At 53.8% G+C, this 21,438-nt stretch carries 20 protein-coding genes and 1 tRNA gene; 14 read left to right on the top strand and 7 right to left on the bottom strand.

Annotated elements, in window-relative coordinates; genetic code table 11:
- The first annotated feature begins 284 nt into the window (after positions 1-284).
- The 9 genes from thrS (at position 285) to AC1XYH_RS08185 (ending at position 7,741) form a co-directional block, all read left to right on the top strand.
- On the top strand, positions 285-2,210 hold the full coding sequence (gene thrS / locus AC1XYH_RS08225) for a threonine--tRNA ligase (protein ID WP_483326097.1): 1,926 nt from the start codon (positions 285-287) through the stop codon (positions 2,208-2,210).
- Positions 2,207-2,758 (top strand): translation initiation factor IF-3, encoded by a 552-nt coding sequence (gene infC / locus AC1XYH_RS08220; protein WP_483326328.1) that lies wholly within the window; start codon positions 2,207-2,209, stop codon positions 2,756-2,758. Before thrS ends, infC begins: the two co-directional genes overlap by 4 nt.
- A 61-nt stretch (positions 2,759-2,819) precedes the next feature.
- Complete coding sequence (rpmI, locus tag AC1XYH_RS08215; protein ID WP_022964142.1) at positions 2,820-3,020, top strand: 50S ribosomal protein L35; 201 nt, start codon at positions 2,820-2,822, stop codon at positions 3,018-3,020.
- Between the two features lie 22 nt (positions 3,021-3,042).
- Entirely contained in the window at positions 3,043-3,399 is a 357-nt protein-coding gene (gene rplT, locus AC1XYH_RS08210; RefSeq protein WP_483326096.1) for a 50S ribosomal protein L20, read from the top strand.
- Positions 3,400-3,504: 105 nt separating this feature from the next.
- A complete protein-coding gene (pheS, locus tag AC1XYH_RS08205; protein WP_483326095.1) occupies positions 3,505-4,509 on the top strand; it encodes a phenylalanine--tRNA ligase subunit alpha in 1,005 nt (334 codons plus the stop codon).
- 39 nt (positions 4,510-4,548) lie between these two features.
- Entirely contained in the window at positions 4,549-6,930 is a 2,382-nt protein-coding gene (gene pheT, locus AC1XYH_RS08200) for a phenylalanine--tRNA ligase subunit beta (RefSeq protein ID WP_483326094.1), read from the top strand.
- Between the two features lie 3 nt (positions 6,931-6,933).
- On the top strand, positions 6,934-7,236 hold the full coding sequence (gene ihfA / locus AC1XYH_RS08195; RefSeq protein ID WP_483326093.1) for an integration host factor subunit alpha: 303 nt from the start codon (positions 6,934-6,936) through the stop codon (positions 7,234-7,236).
- The gene (locus AC1XYH_RS08190; protein ID WP_483326092.1) at positions 7,217-7,576 is read left to right on the top strand and encodes a MerR family transcriptional regulator; all 360 of its coding nucleotides are present in this window, start codon (positions 7,217-7,219) and stop codon (positions 7,574-7,576) included. The genes ihfA and AC1XYH_RS08190 overlap by 20 nt, the downstream gene beginning before the upstream one ends.
- Positions 7,577-7,664: 88 nt before the next feature.
- A tRNA-Pro gene (locus AC1XYH_RS08185) sits at positions 7,665-7,741 on the top strand.
- A 261-nt stretch (positions 7,742-8,002) separates the two neighbouring features.
- Here the strand turns inward: AC1XYH_RS08185 and AC1XYH_RS08180 are convergent.
- A complete protein-coding gene (locus AC1XYH_RS08180; protein ID WP_096344616.1) occupies positions 8,003-9,088 on the bottom strand; it encodes a hypothetical protein in 1,086 nt (361 codons plus the stop codon).
- Between the two features lie 156 nt (positions 9,089-9,244).
- Between AC1XYH_RS08180 and AC1XYH_RS08175 the strand changes: the two genes are divergently transcribed.
- From AC1XYH_RS08175 to AC1XYH_RS08160, 4 genes are all read left to right on the top strand, one after another.
- Positions 9,245-10,606: a hypothetical protein gene (locus AC1XYH_RS08175; RefSeq protein WP_483326091.1), complete on the top strand. Its 1,362-nt coding sequence runs from the start codon at positions 9,245-9,247 to the stop codon at positions 10,604-10,606.
- Between the two features lie 93 nt (positions 10,607-10,699).
- Positions 10,700-11,853 (top strand): IS3 family transposase gene (locus AC1XYH_RS08170; RefSeq protein WP_483326090.1). Its coding sequence is split into 2 segments (ribosomal slippage): positions 10,700-10,946 and positions 10,946-11,853, totalling 1,155 coding nucleotides; the frame shifts between segments, so codons are not numbered across the junction.
- A 50-nt stretch (positions 11,854-11,903) separates the two neighbouring features.
- Positions 11,904-12,284, top strand: a complete 381-nt coding sequence (locus tag AC1XYH_RS08165; RefSeq protein WP_483326089.1) for a helix-turn-helix transcriptional regulator — start codon at positions 11,904-11,906, stop codon at positions 12,282-12,284.
- A 545-nt stretch (positions 12,285-12,829) separates the two neighbouring features.
- Positions 12,830-13,510 (top strand): inovirus Gp2 family protein, encoded by a 681-nt coding sequence (locus AC1XYH_RS08160; protein WP_483326088.1) that lies wholly within the window; start codon positions 12,830-12,832, stop codon positions 13,508-13,510.
- 669 nt (positions 13,511-14,179) lie between these two features.
- Here AC1XYH_RS08160 and AC1XYH_RS08155 read toward each other — a convergent pair.
- The 6 genes from AC1XYH_RS08155 to AC1XYH_RS08130 form a co-directional block, all read right to left on the bottom strand.
- Complete coding sequence (locus AC1XYH_RS08155) at positions 14,180-15,001, bottom strand: hypothetical protein (protein ID WP_096346779.1); 822 nt, start codon at positions 14,999-15,001, stop codon at positions 14,180-14,182.
- A gap of 654 nt (positions 15,002-15,655) precedes the next feature.
- A complete protein-coding gene (gene radC / locus AC1XYH_RS08150) occupies positions 15,656-16,144 on the bottom strand; it encodes a RadC family protein (protein WP_218838612.1) in 489 nt (162 codons plus the stop codon).
- A gap of 26 nt (positions 16,145-16,170) precedes the next feature.
- The gene (locus AC1XYH_RS08145) at positions 16,171-17,112 is read right to left on the bottom strand and encodes a recombination directionality factor (RefSeq protein ID WP_096346778.1); all 942 of its coding nucleotides are present in this window, start codon (positions 17,110-17,112) and stop codon (positions 16,171-16,173) included.
- 77 nt (positions 17,113-17,189) lie between these two features.
- Entirely contained in the window at positions 17,190-18,197 is a 1,008-nt protein-coding gene (locus AC1XYH_RS08140) for a YqaJ viral recombinase family nuclease (protein WP_483326087.1), read from the bottom strand.
- A 107-nt stretch (positions 18,198-18,304) separates the two neighbouring features.
- On the bottom strand, positions 18,305-19,273 hold the full coding sequence (locus AC1XYH_RS08135; RefSeq protein WP_483326086.1) for a DUF932 domain-containing protein: 969 nt from the start codon (positions 19,271-19,273) through the stop codon (positions 18,305-18,307).
- A gap of 91 nt (positions 19,274-19,364) precedes the next feature.
- Entirely contained in the window at positions 19,365-19,673 is a 309-nt protein-coding gene (locus AC1XYH_RS08130) for a hypothetical protein (protein ID WP_096346775.1), read from the bottom strand.
- Positions 19,674-19,775: 102 nt separating this feature from the next.
- Here AC1XYH_RS08130 and AC1XYH_RS08125 point away from each other — a divergent pair.
- Positions 19,776-21,328 (top strand): IS3 family transposase gene (locus tag AC1XYH_RS08125; RefSeq protein ID WP_169850854.1). Its coding sequence is split into 2 segments (ribosomal slippage): positions 19,776-20,238 and positions 20,238-21,328, totalling 1,554 coding nucleotides; the frame shifts between segments, so codons are not numbered across the junction.
- Positions 21,329-21,438: the final 110 nt, after the last annotated feature.

Genomic DNA, 21,438 nt, shown 5'->3' with positions numbered 1-21,438 from the left:
TGTCCGCTACTTTATTCCGCGCACTGATGGCCTGCTCAACTCTGGCCTCTCCCCTGGCAAGCTACTTATTTCTTCAGGTCTTTTGGAGGGCTGTGATAGAGTGCCCCTCTTTTTTCGAGCCCATTCCTTGGTTTGGCTCGCTTATTCAAGTCTTTTCGTGACGGCTTGGCAGTAGCCCACGAGCGTCAAGCGGACTTAAGCCGCCTGAGCTGCACGTGCGATCCGAATGACAGTTAATCATCATGTGGCCTTGCGTAGGGGTCACCACTGAGCAGGAGTGGCCCATGCCCACTATTACCCTTCCTGACGGCAGTCAGCGTCCTTTTGATCATTCCGTTTCCGTTGCTGACGTAGCGCAGTCCATTGGCGCTGGCCTGGCCAAAGCTACCATCGCTGGCAAGGTTGACGGCCGACTGGTCGACGCCAGCGATCTTATCGAGCAAGACGCTACACTGCAGATCATCACCGCCAAGGATGAAGAAGGGCTGGAAATTATCCGCCACTCCTGCGCGCACCTGATCGGCCATGCGGTCAAACAGCTGTACCCAACGGCGAAGATGGTCATCGGTCCCGTCATTGATGAAGGCTTCTATTACGACATCTCTTTCGAGCGCTCTTTTACGCCCGAAGACATGATCGCAATCGAGCAGCGCATGCGCGAGCTGATCGCTACTGACTATGACGTGATCAAAAAAGTAACGCCGCGTGACGAAGTCATCAAAGTATTTGCAGAGCGCGGCGAAGAGTACAAGCTGCGTCTGGTTGAAGACATGCCCGATGAAGAAACCATGGGCCTGTACTACCACGAAGAATATGTCGACATGTGCCGTGGTCCGCACGTCCCGAACACGCGCTTCCTGAAGGCGTTTAAGCTGACGCGGATTTCTGGTGCCTACTGGCGTGGCGATGCCAAGAACGAGCAGTTGCAGCGCATCTACGGCACTGCTTGGGCTGATAAAAAACAGCTTGCCGCTTATATTCAGCGCATAGAAGAAGCCGAGAAGCGTGATCACCGTAAGATCGGTAAGCGTCTCGACCTATTCCATATGCAAGAAGAAGCACCGGGCATGGTGTTCTGGCATCCTAATGGCTGGTCTATTTATCAGGTGCTTGAGCAATACATGCGCCAGATCCAGAACGGTGCCGGCTATAAAGAGATCAAGACGCCACAAGTCGTCGACCGTGTATTGTGGGAACGCTCAGGGCACTGGGAGCACTATTCAGCGGCGATGTTCACTACCCAGTCGGAAAGCCGCGACTACGCTATCAAGCCGATGAACTGCCCGTGCCACATTCAGGTATTCAACCAGGGTTTGAAGAGCTACCGCGAATTGCCACTACGTCTGGCGGAGTTCGGCTCTTGCCACCGTAACGAGCCATCTGGTTCGCTGCACGGTTTGATGCGCGTACGCGGTTTTACTCAGGATGACGCGCACATCTTCTGTACCGATGAACAGGTCAAGAAGGAAGCAGCTGAGTTTATCGCGCTGACTTTGCAGGTTTACAAAGATTTTGGCTTCGATGATGTGGAGCTCAAGCTGTCCACTCGTCCGGAAAGTCGTGTTGGTGACGATGCACTCTGGGATCAGGCCGAACAAGGTCTGGAAGCGGCGTTGAACGAAGCCGGCCTGAAGTGGGATCTGCAGCCGGGCGAGGGTGCCTTTTATGGTCCAAAGATCGAATTTTCTCTACGTGACTGCATCGGCCGGGTATGGCAATGCGGTACACTACAACTCGACTTCATGTTGCCAGGCCGTCTAGGCGCGCAATATGTGGCCGAAGATGGCTCGCGCAAGACTCCGGTTATGTTGCATCGCGCCATCTTGGGATCTTTTGAACGATTTATCGGAATATTGATCGAACATTACGCCGGCGACTTCCCGGCTTGGCTGGCGCCGACACAGGTGGCAGTACTGAATATTACCGATAATCAGGCGGAATATTGTGCAAAAGTAGAGAAAACCCTGAATGAAATGGGTTATCGGGCTGTTGCGGACTTGAGAAACGAGAAGATCGGCTTTAAAATCCGCGAGCATACTTTGCACAAGACCCCCTATCTCCTGGTAATTGGTGATAGAGAAGTTGAATCGCACACAGTGGCCGTGCGTACGCGGGAGGGTAAAGATCTGGGTTCAATGACTGTAACCGAGTTTTCTGAATTCCTGTCCCGCTCTATATCATTAAGAGGCCGCCCGAATTCGGAGCTATAACGATTAAACGCGAGATGAGACAAGACAAAAGAGCCGCACAACGCCCGCCAATTAATGACAACATTACGGCGCGCGAAGTGCGCCTGATTGGCGCCGATGGTGAACAAATCGGTATCGTGTCCATTCAGGAAGCATTGGCTAACGCTGAGGAGGCCAAGCTCGACCTGGTTGAAATCTCCCCCGATGCAGAGCCGCCAGTATGTCGCGTTATGGACTACGGCAAGCATGTCTTCGAAAAGAAGAAACAGCAGGCTGTCGCACGGAAAAATCAGAAACAGATTCAGATTAAAGAAATAAAGTTTCGACCAGGGACGGAAGATGGGGACTATAAGGTGAAGTTACGCAACCTTATACGCTTCCTAAGTGATGGGGATAAAGCCAAGGTTTCATTACGATTCCGCGGCCGCGAAATGGCCCACCAGGAGCTGGGGATGGAGTTGTTGAAGCGGGTTGAACAAGACCTACTTGAATACGGCACCGTCGAACAGCACCCGAAAATGGAAGGTCGTCAGCTGATGATGGTCATCGCACCCAAGAAGAAAAAGTAATCTCCAGGGCAACGCCAGGCCTTGCGGTTATCTATTAACGCAATTTGCGGAGTAAGTGAACATGGCTAAAGTAAAGATGAAGACCAAAAGGGGTGCTGCAAAGCGCTTCAAGGCGACCGGTAACGGTCTCAAGCACAAGCATGCTTTCAAGAGCCACATCCTGACCAAGATGAGCACTAAGCGTAAGCGTCAACTTCGGGGTACTTCCGAGTTGCACCCTGCTGATGTGCAAAAAGTCGAGCGCATGTTGCGTCTCCGTTAAGTCTAGGTTGAGGAAATAAATAATGGCTCGTGTTAAGCGTGGTGTAATGGCGCGTAAGCGTCACAAGAAAGTTCTCAAACTGGCTAAAGGTTACTACGGTGCGCGTTCACGCGTATTCCGCGTTGCCAAACAGGCCGTTATCAAAGCTGGTCAGTATGCGTACCGTGACCGTAAGCAGCGTAAGCGTCAGTTCCGCGCGCTGTGGATTGCTCGTATCAACGCTGGTGCTCGTCAGAACGGTGTTTCTTACAGCCGCCTGATTGCCGGCCTGAAAAAGTCGTCCATCGAGATCGATCGTAAAGTTCTGGCTGATCTGGCTGTGAACGAAAAAGCGGCGTTCACCGCGATTGTCGAGAAAGCAAAGGCTAGCCTGGCTTAAGCCCTCGTTACGACAATCACCACGCCGTAAGGCGTGGATGGCAACGTCAATAATAGGGGAAGAGCCTCACCGCTCTTTCCCTATTTTTGTTTCTGGAGTTTGTAAATGGAAAACCTTGACGCCCTGGTCTCCCAAGCACTTGACGCTATTGAGCAGGCAGCAGATATCAATGCGCTGGAGCAGATCCGCGTGCAGTACCTAGGCAAGAAGGGCGAGCTGACTCAGGTGATGAAAACCCTGGGCAACATCCCGGCTGAAGAACGGCCTAAAGTAGGCGCCATGGTCAATGAGGCCAAAGAGCGTGTATCCAGTGTGCTGAACGCACGCAAGAGCGATATGGAATCTTCCGCGCTGAACGCCAAATTGGCTGCCGAGCGTGTTGATGTGACCCTCCCTGGCCGTGGCCAAGTGAGCGGTGGTTTACATCCGGTGACGCGTACCATGGAGCGCATCGAACAGATTTTTGCCCACGTCGGTTATACCGTCGAGGAAGGTCCTGAGGTAGAGGACGATTACCACAACTTTGAAGCCCTCAACATTCCTGGCCATCACCCGGCGCGGGCAATGCATGACACCTTCTATTTCAATGCCAACACCTTACTGCGCACCCACACCTCACCGGTACAAGTGCGCACGATGGAGAGTAGCCAGCCACCGATCCGGATCATCTGTCCGGGGCGTGTTTACCGCTGCGACTCCGATCAGACTCATTCGCCTATGTTTCACCAGGTCGAAGGATTGCTGATTGACGAGGGCGTGAGCTTTGCTGATTTGAAAGGGACTATCGAACAATTCCTGCGCGAATTCTTCGAAGCGGACCTGGAAGTGCGTTTCCGTCCCTCGTTCTTTCCCTTCACAGAGCCGTCTGCCGAGGTGGATATCCGTCGCACCGTGATCAAGAACGGTGAAGAGAAGTCCGACTGGCTAGAGGTCCTGGGCTGCGGCATGGTGCATCCGGATGTGCTGCGCATGTCGGGCATTGATCCAGAAAAATATCAGGGTTTTGCCTTCGGTATGGGTGTAGAGCGTCTGACGATGCTGCGCTACGGCGTGGCAGATCTGCGCATCTTCTTCGACAACGACCTGCGTTTTCTTGAGCAGTTTCGCTGAGCGCCGCCCCCCGCAACCCTTTGAAAGCAGGAACCAATAATGAAATTCAGTGAACAGTGGCTGCGCACCTGGGTTAACCCTGACGTCTCCCGTGACGATCTGGTAGCGCGCCTGTCCATGACCGGACTCGAAGTAGACAGCGTTACGCCAGCTGCCGGCGTGTTTAGCGGTGTGGTGGTGGGCGAGATTGTCAGTGCTGAACAGCATCCAGATGCCGACAAGTTGCGCGTTTGTCAGGTCAGTAACGGCACCGAGCAGTTTCAAGTGGTCTGTGGCGCCCCCAATGCGCGTCCTGGCATCAAGATACCCTTCGCCATGGTCGGCGCCGAGCTGGGCGAAGACTTCAAGATCAAGAAGGCTAAGCTGCGCGGTGTGGAATCTTTCGGCATGCTGTGTTCCGCCGCCGAATTAAAGCTGTCTGACGACCACGACGGCTTGTACGAGCTGCCTACCGATGCTCCTGCAGGTCAGAACGTGCGTGAGTATCTGGGTCTGGACGACGCCATCATCGAGGTAGATCTGACGCCCAACCGCGGCGATTGCTTGTCTATTGCCGGCCTGGCCCGTGAAGTGGGTGCCAACTACGGCGCCGCAGTTACCCGCGTACAGATTGAACCGGTAGCTGCGGTACATGACGATGTGCGCCCGGTAGAGCTCTTGGCGACACAGGCCTGCCCACGGTACTTGGGCCGCGTTATCCGCAACGTCGATCTGTCCCGCGCGACGCCCTTGTGGATGGTCGAGCGTTTGCGTCGCAGCGACATCCGCAGCATTGATCCCGTGGTTGATACCACCAACTATGTGATGCTCGAACTGGGGCAGCCACTGCATGCATTCGATCTGGCCGAGATCAAGGGCGGCATTCGTGTGCGCTTGGCCGAGGAAGGCGAGAAGCTGGTCCTCCTCGATGGCCAAGAAATCACTCTGCGCGCGGACACGCTCGTTATCGCTGATCACCAGCGCCCTTTGGCTATGGCCGGTATCATGGGTGGCGAGCATAGCGGTGTTAGCGCGAGCACTCAGGATCTGTTCCTGGAAAGTGCCTTCTTCGACACCATAGCCATCGCCGGCAAAGCGCGTGGTTACAGCCTGCACACCGATTCCTCGCACCGCTTTGAGCGCGGTGTGGATTGGCAACTGCAGCGTGACGCTATGGAGCGTGCTACTGCATTGATCCTGGAAATCGTTGGTGGTGAGCCAGGCCCGGTAATTGAAGCAGTAGAGCAGGGCGCCTTGCCAACACTGAAGCAGATCACTCTGCGCAGCGAGCGGATTAACCAGATGCTTGGCATGCAGATGAGCGAAGCCGATGTAGTCGGCTACCTGACCGGCCTGGGTCTTGCCGTGACGGCTGAAGGCGAAGGTCAATGGCAGGTCAACGTGCCTAGCCACCGCTTCGATATCAGCATAGAAGTGGATCTGATCGAAGAATTGGCGCGCCTTTATGGCTACAACCGCCTACCGGTCAGCGCACCTACGGCGGCCCTTAATTTGACCGCCAAGCCGGAAACCCTTGGCGAGCTGCCAACACTGCGCCGTCTGCTGGTTGCCCGTGGTTACCATGAAGCAATCACCTACAGCTTTGTCGAGCCGGGTCTGAACAAACAGTTTGATCCAGAGGTCGAGCCTTTGGCGCTGGCTAATCCGATTTCTACCGACATGGCTGTCATGCGCACATCGCTGTGGCCCGGCTTGAGCAAGGCGCTGCAATATAACCAGAACCGTCAGCAAAGCCGCGTTCGTTTGTTTGAAAGCGGTTTGCGCTTTGTGCCCCAAGCAAACGGTGAGCTGCTGCAAGAACGTATGTTGTCTGGCATTGCCTGCGCAACGCGGCTGCCGGAAGGCTGGGCAAACGGTGGTGATAAGCTCGACTTCTTCGACGTTAAAGCCGATGTGGAAGCAATTTTGAGCAATGGTGGCGCCGGCGATGCCTACACTTTTGTGCCCGGCGAGCACCCAGCATTGCACCCAGGCCAAACTGCCAGCATTCAACGTAACGGTGAGCAAGTGGGCTTGCTGGGCGCGCTGCATCCAAAGCTGGTGACTGATCTCGACTTGAATGGACCGGTTTTTGTGTTCGAGTTGGCATTAGCGAAGATTTGCGAAGGGCAATTGCCGCGTTTCGCCGAATTGTCACGCTATCCTGAAGTCCGAAGAGATATAGCGTTAGTCGTTGATCGCTCGGTATTGGCAGAAGATTTATTGGCCTGTATTCGTAGCGAAGCGGGTGAGCACCTCAAAAACCTCAGGTTGTTTGACGTTTATGAGGGCAAAGGTATTGATCCGCTTAGAAAAAGTATGGCTATCGGCTTGACCTTGCAGAATTCCTCGCGCACTCTTACGGATGAAGAGGTGAATGCTGTCATGGACGGAGTGTTGAAGTCCCTGGAGCAAGGATTCAACGCCACACTAAGGAAATAGTCTATGGGGGCTCTGACAAAAGCAGAGATGGCTGAGCGGCTCTATGAAGAGCTAGGGTTCAATAAGCGCGAAGCCAAAGAGTTGGTCGAACAGTTTTTCGAAGAAATTCGTAATGCACTGGAAACCAATGAGCAGGTCAAACTTTCCGGATTCGGCAATTTTGATTTGCGTGACAAACGTCAGCGCCCCGGACGCAATCCCAAGACGGGTGAAGAGATCCCCATTACCGCAAGGCGTGTAGTGACTTTTCGCCCCGGACAAAAACTCAAGGCCAGAGTAGAAGCCTATGCTGGAACCCAGCCATAACGACGAACTGCCGGCTATCCCCGGCAAACGCTATTTCACCATTGGTGAAGTAAGCGAGCTTTGTGCAGTAAAGCCTCATGTTCTGCGTTACTGGGAGCAGGAATTTCCACAACTTTCACCCGTAAAGCGTCGCGGAAATCGCCGTTATTATCAGCGTCAAGATGTGCTGATGATTCGTCAGATCCGAGGGTTGCTCTACGACCAAGGTTTCACTATTGGTGGTGCACGTCAGCGTCTTTCTGGCGATGAGGCAAAGGATGATGTAACTCAGTATAAACAGCTGATACGCCAAACCATTGCCGAACTGGAAGAAGTGTTGATCGTTTTGCGCGTACGTTAAACTGGTCGCTTGATCGAAAAAAAACTTTCGCATTTCAGATAGTTAATGTATTATTCGACCCGCTTCAGAAGTTAAATGGAAGCACCGTCGGGGCGTAGCGCAGCCTGGTAGCGCACTTGCATGGGGTGCAAGGGGTCGAGTGTTCGAATCACTCCGTCCCGACCAATATTATCAATGACTTAGGCCGGTTGCGAAAGCGCCGGCCTTTTTCATGTCTGGATTTTGGTGCTCCCCGTGACCGTTTGGTGACCGTTTGTGCTTAGCTTAAAATAGCATCGCACAAAGGGTGGCTATTTTTTCCTTAGTGTCATCGGTTGTCTCATTAGCGATGCGTACCCGTCACGTGTGGGCTCTGTCAGCCACAATAAAGTCGCCGACCACCCACAAGGTCTTGAGCCGCTACCGTACTTCTTCTGGCAGCGCTGGCTAGGTCTTAGGCCTGCCAATTATGCTATCTCGCTTCTTCTGCCACTCGGGCCTCTCATCTAGCGCCGCAAGTGATCTTTGTTCCGGTTCGTTTATTGCGGCTGGGCTGCTTGTTGCCTGGCTGGTATTGGTCTCTTCTAATCGGGTTCCTGCTTGATGGCATTCAGGTTCGAGTGCTTTGTCGGCTCTAAAATCTGCTTGTTTCTCGATAGTTTCTTCTGAAGCTGGTGCCTTTGGCTTTGGAATCGGCTGGTTTTTGATTGCACCTGGCTGTCCGTCAGTCAGCATCGCCGATCTGTACTGATACATTGCTTGGTCTGAATGCAGGTCTTGCTGAATGAGGCCTATAAAAGAGGCAGAGATTGACGTCCCCCATGCCGGCAATGGTGGTTTCTGTTTCTCAGGCTTTACTGCATAGGGTACGGCCTCTTGTAGGTAGTTCCAGCCTTCGCGAGGAAGGGCGCGCGCGAATTGAGATAATCGGCCGCGCTTGCCAACGGCTTTACCCACTTCGCTTTTAATATCCTGCTCTATGTCTCGTCTTCTCTGCGTATAAAGATCTTCAGTTTCTTTGCCTGGTTTTTTTGGGTCTATCGGTGCGCCCTGCGCTTCGAGAGCGCAAAGGGCACGAAGAGTCTTGTCCAGATGTTTTCTTGTTTCAGCTATTTCAGCCTTGAGGCGGAGCAGAGCTGCTTTGTCGTCTTTTTTAGTAGCTTTGATCCACGCCTTTTGACTGCCAGCTTCGCCTGCGGCGACGCTGATCAACGAGATCACCACGCTCCTGACGTTTGTTTTTCCATTCTTTGCCAGGGAGCTCAACTGCTTTGCAGTGTCCAGCGACAAATCAAATGATTGAGTCTTCGTCTTGTTCTCGATAGATCTGGATGCGTACTTCAGCCAGGCGCCCCTCATCCTCTTGATGAGCAAAGGATGAAGCTTTGCGCCAACAGAAAGCAGCTCGGTATGACTGGGCTTTTGACCGTCCCGTTGGATTTCCCCTTTGCCTTTCAGATACCGGTACGACCAGCTGACTTGCCTCTGATTGTTCTTGTCGATCCATTCAAGTCCGTTGGCCTTGTTACGCATGCTACTCACTCATCAGTAGTTTTTTCTTAAATGCATTCTAGCTCTAATTCAGACATGTCCTAAATACAAAACACGACATGTCTTACTTAAGAGAATATACAGGCTGTTATTTCTACGACATAATTCGGTCATATACATGTTCTGGTGACGATATACATGTTAAGTGTCGCATTAAGTCTTCGTTTAGACGGGTTAGCTCCTGAAGCTAAATATTTTTTTATACGATTTGTTCAGACGAGCTATGCCATGAGCTCGGTGCCTGGTGGCGTTAAGGACATGGCACTGAGGTTTGGCATTTCAGATCGTATCGTGTCGACGTCGCTAAACGCCCTTGAGGCCTGCGGGACGCTTAAGCGTATAGATCTATCAGCGGGGCCAGGTAAGCCAGCAAGGCAATACCAGCTATCAGAAAGCATTAAAACTAAGTTGAAGGGGGCGGGAGCGGTATTCCACGAGAAGGCGATTATCCGGGTGCTGCAGCATGAAAAAAACAAAGGCTCATCATCAACCCTGTCTCAGATGAAAGGGCTCGATGACCCAACCAGGCTAGCAGCGCTGCGATCTAGGAAGCAGACTGGACGATTGAGTATTGTGAATCGGTTGTTGGTGGCAGTGCTTTTGTGCGGGGCGGACAAGTTCGGGGTGGTTTCAAAGCTAGGTTCTGCATCCATCCGAAATGCTACAGGGTTAAGCCAGGCGCGTCTGATACAGCGGATAGCGCGTTTGGTCAGTCTCGGGGTGCTAAGAGCTTACGTTCCAGGTCACACGAGCTCGATTCTCCTCCAGAAGACCAAGAGCATTTATTTTATCAACCTGAACCACCCTGAGCTCAGCAATGGGGTAGATGTCACGGCCGTTGTCGCGATCAAACCTCCTTTCGCAATGAGGGATGCCGACTTTCCCCTGACTGGGGTGCACCTACGCAGCATCTGGTTAGACATCGAACAAAAAGCAAAATATCCAAAATTCTGCGAATACTCCTCGTATGAGCAAGCGCTCATCTTTTTAAAGAATATGCCTCGCACGTTATTTGGGTTCTTACAGGGGATACTCGAACAAAGCGCTGCGTTTTTACTGTCGAAGCACTGGAGGGATGTTGTTCGTGACGCATCAGGCGAGCAGCGACACATCGAAGAGCTATGCCGGCGATTTGAGGTTGAGTTCCGTGTATTGGCCTATCCGGCAGGGGAGCGCTCAGATAATAACCTCTCTGATATTGTGATCCCGGTGCTCGCTGATATGGCCTTCGAGCTGGCAATAAGCCTTAAAAAGCTTCTCACAGATCTATCGATTCCGGGTTTACAGTTTGAGGACATGGCTATCGTTCCTCAACCTTTCGAACTGGGCTACGAAAGCGTTGTGCTGCTTCTCCAGCCTCGATCAGATGCAAGCTGGCGCGGTTGTCTCGTGTCTTATCCGTTCAAGGACCACATTGTAACGCGCACCTATACCAGCGAGATGGTAATTGCGCCAGGAACGCCAGACATCAATGGGTTGCTGCCACAAGTCATCCCGTGATTTTTATGCACGATGATTAATCTCGTGAACCGGGTTCTACCCCGTTAACACGGACACTTTCAAGTAGACTCGCACTGAGTCATAGGAGTGTTTATGTCCAAGCGCAAACAATACAGCCCTGAGTTCAAACGAGAGGCCGTCGAACTGGCCCGTCGTTCCGGCACCAGCTGCCGTCAGATAGCTCAAGAGATCGGTGTGGCGCCGAGCTTGCTAAATCGCTGGGTGCGAGAGGCACAGCCAGGCAAGGAGCCCTTTCCTGGCACGGGTAGTCCGCGAGATGAAGAGCTCGCCCGCCTCAAGCGTGAGCTAGCCCGAGTAACGAAGGAACGTGATTTTTTAAAAGACGCGGCAGCGTACTTTGCCAGGGAGTCATCGAACGGTACTCGGTGATCCAGCGCTGCCGCAACGAGTACCCAGTCCGACTGATGTGCCGTTGTTTGAAGGTGTCTGCCAGTGGCTATTACGACTGGCGAGATCGTGAGCCAAGTCCACGCGCTCAGGATAATGCTCGCTTGATAAAGCGTATTCTTGAGATCCATGAGGATAGTCGCGGTGCGATAGGTGCGCCTCGCATGCACGAGGATCTACTCTTCGAAGGTGAAACCGTCAGCCTAAACCGCGTTGCTCGCTTGATGGCTGCAGAGCAAATTCAAGGTTGGCCGCGCAGGAAGAGACGTGGCTTTGGCCGAGTAAGGTCTGGCCGCCCAGCAGGTGTGGAAAATCTACTGGAACGCGACTTCAATGCCTTGGAGCCGGAGCGCAAATGGGTCACGGATATCACTGAGATAGCCACCCTAGAGGGCAAGCTCTTCCTGTGTGTAGTGCTGGATTTGTACAGCAAGTTAGTGATTGGCTGGTCAATGCATCATCGTCAAGACAGGCAGATGGTCATCCGGGCAGTGGAAATGGCGATTTGGCAGCGTCAGGGCGACTGGTCGGTAATTCTGCATTCGGACAGGGGAAGCCAATTTACCAGTGCCGACTACCAGCGCTTTCTGAGTAGAAACACGCTGGTTTGCAGCATGAGTGCCGTTGGACATTGTGGCGATAACGCCGCTTGTGAAGGCTTCTTCGGCCAACTCAAGCGGGAGCGTGTTGCTCATCAATCGTACCGGACACTTGATGAAGCGCGAGCGGATCTGTTCGACTATATTGAGCGGTTTCATAACCCACGAATGCGTCGTAGAGTTGCTCAGCAAGATTTGAAGTTTTCGACTCTTTTAAAACCGTCCGTGAAAGTGGGGTAGAACCCACCAGCCTTGGTGGCGGAATCGCCTCGCGTAGACAAGATAACGTCATGGCGCTAGGAAACGCAGGCAAAGCCAGACCTTTTACTGGCGCACCGTTCGCTGAAGCGATGAAGGTTTTTTTAAACAAGCGCCACCCATCCTCTGGACAATATGAGGATGTGATCATGAAACCCAGATTTATTCGAATTGCCGAGGTCCTCGAGAGAACGGGGTTGGGCCGCTCAACAATATACAAATATATGGCAGCAGGTACTTTTCCACCCAGAGTTTCGGTCGGCGGAAGGTCGGTATCCTGGTTAGAAAGTGAAATCGACGGATGGATGCTTGCTAAGATTGAAGGGCGTGATCTAGCTTGGCAGACAAGGCAAATGTCAATGTCGACCGCTATTAGTCCGGCATCAAGGGCTGCGGCACATGGATCGCACTGAGGGCTGGGACCTACAATCCTAACGCATGATGCGAGCACCACGGCCTCGTGGCCGTGGTGCTTTTATGCCGTTGCGCAGCTATCAGGACAGCAAGGAAAATCACCTAGCTGGTCAGAATTTTTCGCATGCTGGGGCGGTCCTCTGGCTGGACCGAAACTGGAATTGACGATTAGGTTCTGGCTCAGATAGAAGGGCGTGATCTAGCATGCCAGGATAGACAAATGTGAATGAAGACCGCTATTGATACGGCCTCAGGGGCTGCGGCACTTGAGCCATTTTCGGCTTTGCAAAAATGGGTTTTCCTCGAAGCCTAGTACTCGAGCTAAAGCCCTGTGTCTGTTAGGGCTTTGGCATGGCCTTAACAGCGCCAGCAGGGCCGCGGGTGTATGTATATTACTATAGGTCCAGGGGTTAGATGTAACAGTAGAGACGTATAGCGCCCCTAGGGCTATACAGACAGGGTGATGAGCTTAGGGGTCGTCCAGCTATACGTTAATAATTACAACACCTGCAGTGGTATGAAACCCACACAGCAGGATGAACCAATGAAAATCAGCAAGAGATACAAACGTCTTAAAGCTAACCCCAGCCTTCACTTGCATTACGAGAATCAGTTCGACGGATTTGAGGTGTACACCGACCGGGGACCTCTGATTCGAGAGTTCCTAGACCAATTATACGATACGACTGAGAGGGCTCTTGACCAGTACTCCCGGGTGTTTGCAGCACGATTTGATTTGCGCTTTCCACAGATTGATCCGTTTTTTTGCCGAGACTACGATTCGAACAAGTTCATAAGCACGTTCTTTGAGACACTCAAGCGCCTTATCAAACGTGACCGTGAGCTAGCGGGTCTGGAGCGCAGGGTGCACCAGACCGACGTACGATACGTGTGGGCTAGGGAGGTGGGACGGTCAGGTAAGCCCCACTATCACTGCGTGCTCCTGCTTAACAATGATGCGTATTACAAGCTGGGGTCGCCAAGGCCGGACCGTGCGAACTTATATGGTTTATTGGAGAGGGCTTGGGCGCTGACCCTTCGATTAGAGCCAGATGAGGCCTTTGGTCTGGTGTACAGGCCGGAGGGTTCAGAGTATCAATTGAGCTTGGCTGATCACGCAGACGAGCGTGAGCTGGAGGCTTTCTTATATCGAGCCAGCTACCTGTGTAAGGTCGCTACGAAAGCGTTCGGAGGATTGCATTGCTTTGGATGCAGCGACGTGTAAGGCGTAGCGCCAGCTTACCTGGCTGCGATGCCTGCTCTCAGTGTCCCTGCGTGGTTTGACACGCGAGCAGTGATCTGACGATGCTAAGGCAGGTTGGGTCAGAGGGGATGGAGACCCCTGGCCCAGCTCATTCCATTTGCTATGAATAACGAAGAGAATTCAAAATTGGGTCTCATCCCAGTGTCAAAGTTAAAAGCACATTCCTTTGGACAAAAATGTACAGATTGAATAACTGCTGGTGCCAGCCTGGCGGGCAGGTGTTGTGCCCTTCCAATACGGGCTCTACGCGTTCAAAATAGTCGCGTTGAACACAAAAGAAGCGCTCGATGCCAACAGAATCGTTCACAGGAATCGGGCCGGAGTGAAGTTTGTACGCGTGAATCCGCGGACCGCTGGTCGAAGTACTGCTGACGCTCAGAAATACCGGCATGCCGATGGCAAGTGACCCTACTGTTTGGCACTCGCCAGGCGGAATGGTCCACCACCCCCTCGCTAGCCAAGAATCTCCGAGTGGGAAAAGTGCGTAGTTGCGATGAACGACTGCGACCAGCAATGTATCGTCAGCTTCCTTGGCACTACAAATACGTAGCTCCGCGTCATCGGCCAGCACTGGAGTAGCACTCATCCAGCAGGACAAAGCCAAGATGGAACAGGTGAGAGAGTTCCTTCTCATTTGGGCCACTCCGCTTCTGGAGCCAATTGACCGTCTTCGTAGTACCAAGCTGATGGGTTAAGAGTTTTCGTTTGATATATTTTGCGCCCATCTTTGAGTGTTTCACAGTTTCGTAGGCCACATAAGTCTTTAAGTTCTTTGGTAATTTCAGCGAGATTATTTTTGGCCTCTGCGAGTTGGGCCTCTAACCCCGCCAGTATTTCTTGTTGGATTCTTTTGTTTGCAGCCATCATTTCGTCCAGCTTTTTTCTCTCCGGAGTCATAACCTCATACACGAGGTTGTTCGATGTATTTGACCAGTCAACCAGATCGCCCATGGCCTGTACGGTGACCTCCATCGAGCGCACCTCGACGGAGTCTTCCGCTTCTGCCCAGCCAGTCACAACGTTGTTCGACTTCGCCCAGGCCACAAAATCATTCTTGTGTACATTTGCAACATGTACTCTCGAATCTTGTGATCTGAGAACAACGTACTGGTAGGTAGGAGTCTTTGCTGTCTCGCTCAAATCTATCATCACTAACCAGGTGTTCTGGTCCAAAGGGTGTAGCTTGCAGCGTAGAGGCGGCTTTTCCCAACTGACTGTATATGCGCCATTTTCTATGGTCAGATCCAAAACTTGCTTGATCTCCCCGGCAGAATTTTGTGCTGTAGCGACGAGTTGGGTGCCGCTCGGAAATGGGAAAACCGAGGACTCGAAGAGGGGTTTATAAGAGACTAGACACCCTGACAGCAGCGCCAGCCCTCCCAGCATGATAACGACGCGCAACATAGTCGCTGCCAGGGACAGCTTGAGTAGCGCCTGGAAGTCGTGCGTCATGCTCTTACCCTCCCGGTCTGCACTCACTTATCTAGGTGAATTCAACATTGCTGCGGTTCGGCGTGCTAGCTGCGCCCAGAAGGGTTGTTTGCTATCAGCGTTGATAGCGAAACACAAACACCTACCCTCAAAATTGGACCGTCCTTCCAACCATTTTTCTGCCCGGAAGATAGGTCAAACCTTCAGGCGCCAAAGATAGGTATAGCACCAAACCTTCCTTTGCCAAGGCTTGCCCAAGTAGTAGCGGAGCAGGTGCCAACGAAGGCCCGACTGTATTCTAAAACGCCCGCCAAATGAGCCGACACCCAAAGGCGGCTATGAGCTAGGCTGGGGGTCACCCTATACTTGACCCGAAGGGCGGGCCGAGATGCTTAGCCGATCTCATTTGCCCATGATCCGATTGTTAGAAAAAAGAAAAATATGTACTTCCGAGGTCTCAGACCTCGGAAGCGCGCTAGGACTTATGCATTCCACAGGTATGTTGAGCTTTATAAGCACGACCGGACGTCCATTTGTGCTGGATAACCCTCCAGGTCTTCAACCATGCAGCGCCTCATTTCAGTTAGCTCCATTTTGAATGGCCCCTCGACAAAAATCGGTCTTGCATTTTGACCTCAGGATCCGGCATCCCTCTAATACATGCTCCCGCCATTGTCATAACAGACCTCGTTCTGCAAAGCTCACCGAGTCCGCACCACCAATCACCAAGTGATCTAGCAAGCGAACTTCAACGGTTTCCAATGCAGTCTCGAGGCGCTTAGTCAAAGCCACATCCGCCGTGCTGGGTTCCGGTCTGCCACTGGGATGGTTGTGAGTAAGGATGACGGCGGCTGCGTTGGCATTAAGTACGCTCTTGATCACCTCACGCGGATAGACGCTGGCGGTGTCGATGGTGCCGTGAAACAGAATTTCAAAGCCTAATACGCCATGCTGACTGTCCAGCAAGATGATGCCAAATACTTCGCGCTCCTCCGTGGCGAGCGCTGCCATCAGGTAGTCCTTCACGTGTTGCGGGCTGGTCAGGTAGTTACTGCGCCGAAAGCGGGCCTCCAGAATATTCTGCGCCCAGCTCAATACTTCCTTTTCCGACAAGGGGATGCCGGCAGGCGGCGTCATCGCCGCCTGAGTGTCTAGTGTGTGCATGGTGAACTCCGGGTAGAGGTTAGCTGTTAATTGTTTGGAGGAGCTGGTTGGTCTTGAAGTCCCTGCGCACGCTGCATGATCAGCTCGTGCAGGGTGGGTTGTTCGCGGCGGGCTTTGCGGCTGATGTAGCCTATTTGGCTACCGGCTTGAGGCTGGGTAGTAGTAGGTGCTTCGGGATAAAACTCCTCCAGAACCTGCTCAGCTTCATCATCGCTGTCCTCAAAGGCCCCGTTGAGTAACCCTTTCTGAGCGGCTGCATCCAGCGCTGCCTGTTCAAATCCTGCATCCCGACGGGCGAGATCTAGCGCATTAGCTTGGTTCAGCGCCTCTTCCATGGACAAGCCGGTGCGTAGAATCAGATCCACGTAGTAAATCGGTGTGCCGTGGCTCTGCCGGGTGGATTTACCACGAAGACGAATCTCCAGGGGCAGGCAAGCCAACCGATTGCCAGACAGCGCCTGCAGGTAACTCAGCCTGGCGGTGAGGGTGCGGATGCTGTTGAAGCCTGTTGTTCTAAATACGAAGCTACCCAACAGATCATCATCTCCAATAGCTACATTAAGACGGCCATACGGCTTGCAGGCGCCACCCTTGGCCATGGGACAGCCATCCGGGCTGGGGCAGGGCAGTGACTGCAGTCCTTCACTGGTGGAGCGCTTACAGGTATCACCGTTGCCCACGCACAGCGGACGTCCGCTGGTGCGATCAAACAGGCAATACTCAGCCCGAAAATTCAGTCCTGGGTCGTTAAACAACAGGCGTACCGGGATCGTGCGAATCTTACCGCCTTGATCCTTGCGCAGTTGCTCATCAACCGGATGCAGCACCCAGCCATCCTTGGTTTGTATTTGGGAAGTGATGGTGAACTGGTCATCCTTCTCCGGTAGACGCATGCCGTTCTTCTCGACCACCTTGCCGATGGATATCCGTCCGAGCACGGGCGGTGTAATAGCCAGACCTTTGATCATGGGAAACTCCTAATGGAATTGAATGCAAAAAAGCCGACTGCCGGTTAGCAATCAGCCTTTATATTGGGTAATGGAAGTTAGCTGACCAGGAAGCGCCGGCTACCGGGCTTGCTGGTCTGATATAGGGTTTTCAACTCAGGGCGTGCTTTGAGAAGAGCGTCCAGATCCAGCGCAACGCTGTCCTTGGCCTTCTTCCAGGTAACTGACCCCTCGGCAAAGACGGCTTTGGTGGTAGGCCCCATGGCCTCTTGCAGACGCTGCTTGAGGACCGACTCCTGCGTGCCTAGCTCGGCCAGTGACAGGCGCACCTGTTTAAGCTCGGTATAGGCCTGGGACAGAACCTGGTCTTCAGAGAAGTCCGTCACCACACCGTTATCTTCTGGGTAGAGCAACCGTAATGCTTGGTCAGCGGAATCGGAACCGTCTGCAGGGGGAGGGGTGTCGGTTTCAACGTACCTCCAGAATTGTTGTTCAAGCTCAATCAGCTTCTGGATTAGGATCTCGTCGCGCTCGATCCGGTAAACCTCCAGCTGTTGCCCTCCGAGCAATACCGCAACATCGGCAGCTTGCTTGCCGGTAACCGCCAGCTGGTGCATCACCTGAACCTCGACATACTTGGGGACACCGTCACGCCAAAGCTTTGCCCCGTTGATGCCCGCCGTCTTGCATTCCAGGATCTGCACCTCGGCACTGCCAACCACTTCACGGTCGATATTGGCCAGCATCCAGGGATGCTCTTGATGCTGCAGGACAGCGTTTACCTTACGTACCTTGTTACCCGTTCGGCGCTGGTACTGGGAGGCCACCACTGGTTCGAGTATCACACCCCAAAATACCGGAGCGGTGTCATCATCCGAATTTGGCTTGGCCAGCCCTTGATCACGGTTGGTCTTCTCCAGCCACAGCTCCAGTGGCGATTTGTAAGGGTTCAGGCCGATGGCTGCGGAGGAATCAGAACTACCGATGCCGCGCTTGCGTACATCTAGCCAGTCAGTGCGGCTGAGATCCTTGGTGCTGACAAGGCGAAGCATGCCGCGATTATTTTTGTTGTTGGATGGGATAGAGGTTGATTCGTGTGTGTTCATAACAAACTCCAGACGCAGAAAGGCCCGGTCAGCGCTGGCTGACCGGGCTTATGCCGTTGGGTTAAAAGGTGTGATAGAGCGGGGCAGAGGTCGCACCCTGACAGGTTTCAAGCAACCAGGGCCAAGGCGTGATCTAGGGCTTTCTGCTTCAAGCTGGCGCCCTGGCCAAACCAGGCCGAGTCCAGACGGTGGTCCACGCTGCGAGAACGTTTATCATGGTCAACATACTCAGTCACTGCATTCAGAAGGCCCCAGACGGTGTGCTGCGCTGATTCCATTTGTGAGCCGCGGCCTTTGCCGGAATACAGCTCTTGTACCTTCTGTAGCGCTCTGTGTTGAGTCAGCTCGCGACGATTGGCTACGTCCTTCTCGGTATCACAGATCACCTGCAGGAAATAACCCAGGGCTTCACCGGTGTTTACCTTGCGCTCCGATAGCGTCTTCATGCGGTACATGAAGTCATCCCACTGCGACACTGAGACCCCGAGCTGGCGCTTGACTGCTTGCGGGTTGAACTCAGTATTGTGCGGTACCCGGATAGACTCAGCCGAGCCGTTCACCGCAATGGCCAGCGTGTTATTGCACACGACTCTTACCGTAGTAGGGGTAGCTACCGTCGCCAGGCTGCCATCACAGGACGTCGCCAGTAGAAGGTACCCACTGACTACGTCATTGCCTTTAAGCACAGATGCCTGGCCGGTGCGTGCTAAAGCCCAGAACTTGCGACCACCTTTGAGCACACCTGCGGTCTCCAGCTCATAGCCGGCGTATTCGGTGAGATCACGGTAGAACTCCAATACGTCGAACGGCTGCACGACCTTATAGCGCTGCGATACCACCGACAGCGGTGCCTTGGTGTCCGAGCGGTACAACACCTTCTGCTCCGGAAACGTATGAATGCTACCCAGATGCGCTGCAGAATCTGACAGGAAGCGCACGGGTGATTCTTCGATCTGCCAGTTCATGCCGGCCTCATGCTGCCAGACTTCCAGTGGTTGATGCGTGGTCAGCTTGTTACCCAGGCCATGCCAGGGTGTGGCGCCAACGTAAGCCATATTTTCTAATTGATGTGCCATGGTGATATCTCCAAAACGGCATAGACCGCCCAGGCCAAACGAATGGTCTAGGCGGTTAGCGTGGGGTTAAGAAAGGGGTAGAAGAGGTACGTCAGAAATGGGCGCGACAGTCCAGACAGCGGAAGTGGCAGAGCAACTGCTCGTCCACTAACTTGCCCAGCCGCAAACCGGCAATGCAGCCAGCCAAGGCGCCAGTGACGGCTCCTAGGCCAGCGCCAGCAAGGCCTGCAACTTTATTGCCAGCAACCACGCCTAGACGTGCACCCGCAGCTGCTCCTGTAACAGTGGTGGAAGCGCCACTGAAAGCTCCGGCTACGGTGCCAACGGTACCGCCGATACGCTTGCCATAATTGCAATAGACCACACGCTCCGATTCGCAGCGTGGACAGGGTTTGAGCATAAAGAGCTCCTCATGAGATGGGCCAGTCCCCCGGTGTCAGGCTAGTTGTCGCCTGAGCTGATTTATCAAAACGATAGATCGGGGGCGTCAAAGAGAGCTGTAATGTCGAGCTATTCACCTGAGCGTAAAGCTGCCCTGCTGAACAAGTTACTCCCGCCACTCAACCACTCCGTAGCTGAGCTCGCTCGCCAAGAAGGTGTCCCCGAAGCGACGCTGTATGCTTGGCGCACCAAGCTCAAAGCAGGAGGCGCGGTAGTGCCTGGAGACAAGAACAACACCGATGACTGGCCCGCTGAAGCCAAGTTCGCAGCGGTATTGCATGCGGCCACCCTGAGCGAGATCGAGCTCAGCGAATACTGCCGCAGCAAAGGTTTGTACCCCGAGCAAATCAGCGCGTGGCGTCAAGCCTGCATTACGGGCCAGATGTCCGCTAAAGCGCAGCTCAAGGCAGAGCGAGATCAAGCACGTGCCGACAAGAAACGCATTACCGAACTGGAGCGCGAGTTGCGGCGCAAGGACAAGGCGCTGGCGGAAACCGCCGCCATATTGGTACTGAGAAAAAAGATGAATGCCTTCTGGGGAAACGACAGCGAGGACGTTTGACCTCGCTGCCAGAACGGCAACAACTCGTTGAACGCTTTAACCACGCCGTCGCCTCTGGCGCGCGCAAGGCGGTGGCCTGCGCAGAGATCGGCCTGTCGTTACGCAGCCTGCAACGCTGGGCGCTGACACCGGTTATACAGGCCGATGTGCGTACGACCACGCCACGTCCGCGCCCGAGCAATGCCCTGAGTGCTGAGGAGCGTCGCACCATCCTGGAGGTCTGTAACAGCCCGCCATTTGCCAGCTTGCCGCCGAGTCAGATCGTGCCAAGGCTGGCCGATCAAGGCCGCTACCTGGCTTCAGAGGCGACCTTTTACCGCGTGCTGAAAGCCGCTGATCAGCAGCATCGCCGCGGTCGCAGTCATGCGCCGCACAAGCACGCCGCACCGACCACGCACAGTGCAACGAAGAGCAATCAGGTCTGGTCATGGGACATCACCTACCTGCCATCGCCAGTGCGCGGGCAGTATTACTACCTGTACTTGATCGAGGATATCTACAGCCGCAAGGCCGTGGGCTGGGAGGTTTACGAGCAAGAAAGCGGCGAGCGGGCGGCCGGACTGATGCAGCGTACCGTGCTCGGCGAGCGCTGCGCGGGCCAACCCCTGGTGCTGCACTCGGATAACGGTGCGCCAATGAAATCAGTGACGCTGCTGAGCAAGCTGTACGACCTTGGCATCACCCCGTCGCGCGGACGACCCCGTGTAAGCAATGACAATCCCTACTCGGAATCGCTGTTTAGAACCCTGAAATACTGCCCGCAATGGCCGCAGGATGGCTTTGCCGATTTGGAAGCCGCACGCAGCTGGGTGCGCGACTTTATCCGCTGGTACAACCATGAACACCGCCATAGCCGCATCCGCTTCGTGACCCCGGCACAGCGCCATCGCGGCGAGGATCAAGAAGTACTGGCCAAGCGTCATGTGCTGTACCAGCAAGCCCGTCATAGACACCCTCATCGCTGGTCAGGTGCAACGCGAAATTGGCAACCTATCGGCGCCGTCACACTCAACCCAGAGAGGGAGCAGCCGGCAGTGAAAATAGCAGCTTAAAAACACGGCTGACGCGACAACTACCTTGCAAAACGCCGCAGTCGAGGGGCTGGCTTTGGTGGACTCATGGAGGTTATGTAGGGCTCTAAATTATTGGAATCGACAAGAGC

The organism is Pseudomonas sp. GW-45 (assembly GCF_056896675.1).
The sequence above is the reverse complement of the archived record's forward strand: the minus strand, read 5'-3'. Positions and strand labels throughout refer to the sequence as shown.

Excerpts from the sequence above, each read along its gene's own strand:
- thrS (WP_483326097.1), top strand. The coding sequence starts at position 285 with ATGCCCACTATTACCCTTCCTGACGGCAGTCAGCGTCCTTTTGATCAT.
- rpmI (WP_022964142.1), top strand. The coding sequence starts at position 2,820 with ATGGCTAAAGTAAAGATGAAGACCAAAAGGGGTGCTGCAAAGCGCTTC.
- rplT (WP_483326096.1), top strand. The coding sequence starts at position 3,043 with ATGGCTCGTGTTAAGCGTGGTGTAATGGCGCGTAAGCGTCACAAGAAA.
- pheS (WP_483326095.1), top strand. The coding sequence starts at position 3,505 with ATGGAAAACCTTGACGCCCTGGTCTCCCAAGCACTTGACGCTATTGAG.
- pheT (WP_483326094.1), top strand. The coding sequence starts at position 4,549 with ATGAAATTCAGTGAACAGTGGCTGCGCACCTGGGTTAACCCTGACGTC.
- ihfA (WP_483326093.1), top strand. The coding sequence starts at position 6,934 with ATGGGGGCTCTGACAAAAGCAGAGATGGCTGAGCGGCTCTATGAAGAG.
- AC1XYH_RS08190 (WP_483326092.1), top strand. The coding sequence starts at position 7,217 with ATGCTGGAACCCAGCCATAACGACGAACTGCCGGCTATCCCCGGCAAA.
- AC1XYH_RS08180 (WP_096344616.1), bottom strand. The coding sequence starts at position 9,088 with ATGCGTAACAAGGCCAACGGACTTGAATGGATCGACAAGAACAATCAG.
- AC1XYH_RS08175 (WP_483326091.1), top strand. The coding sequence starts at position 9,245 with ATGTTAAGTGTCGCATTAAGTCTTCGTTTAGACGGGTTAGCTCCTGAA.
- AC1XYH_RS08165 (WP_483326089.1), top strand. The coding sequence starts at position 11,904 with ATGGCGCTAGGAAACGCAGGCAAAGCCAGACCTTTTACTGGCGCACCG.
- AC1XYH_RS08160 (WP_483326088.1), top strand. The coding sequence starts at position 12,830 with ATGAAAATCAGCAAGAGATACAAACGTCTTAAAGCTAACCCCAGCCTT.
- AC1XYH_RS08155 (WP_096346779.1), bottom strand. The coding sequence starts at position 15,001 with ATGACGCACGACTTCCAGGCGCTACTCAAGCTGTCCCTGGCAGCGACT.
- radC (WP_218838612.1), bottom strand. The coding sequence starts at position 16,144 with ATGCACACACTAGACACTCAGGCGGCGATGACGCCGCCTGCCGGCATC.
- AC1XYH_RS08145 (WP_096346778.1), bottom strand. The coding sequence starts at position 17,112 with ATGATCAAAGGTCTGGCTATTACACCGCCCGTGCTCGGACGGATATCC.
- AC1XYH_RS08140 (WP_483326087.1), bottom strand. The coding sequence starts at position 18,197 with ATGAACACACACGAATCAACCTCTATCCCATCCAACAACAAAAATAAT.
- AC1XYH_RS08135 (WP_483326086.1), bottom strand. The coding sequence starts at position 19,273 with ATGGCACATCAATTAGAAAATATGGCTTACGTTGGCGCCACACCCTGG.
- AC1XYH_RS08130 (WP_096346775.1), bottom strand. The coding sequence starts at position 19,673 with ATGCTCAAACCCTGTCCACGCTGCGAATCGGAGCGTGTGGTCTATTGC.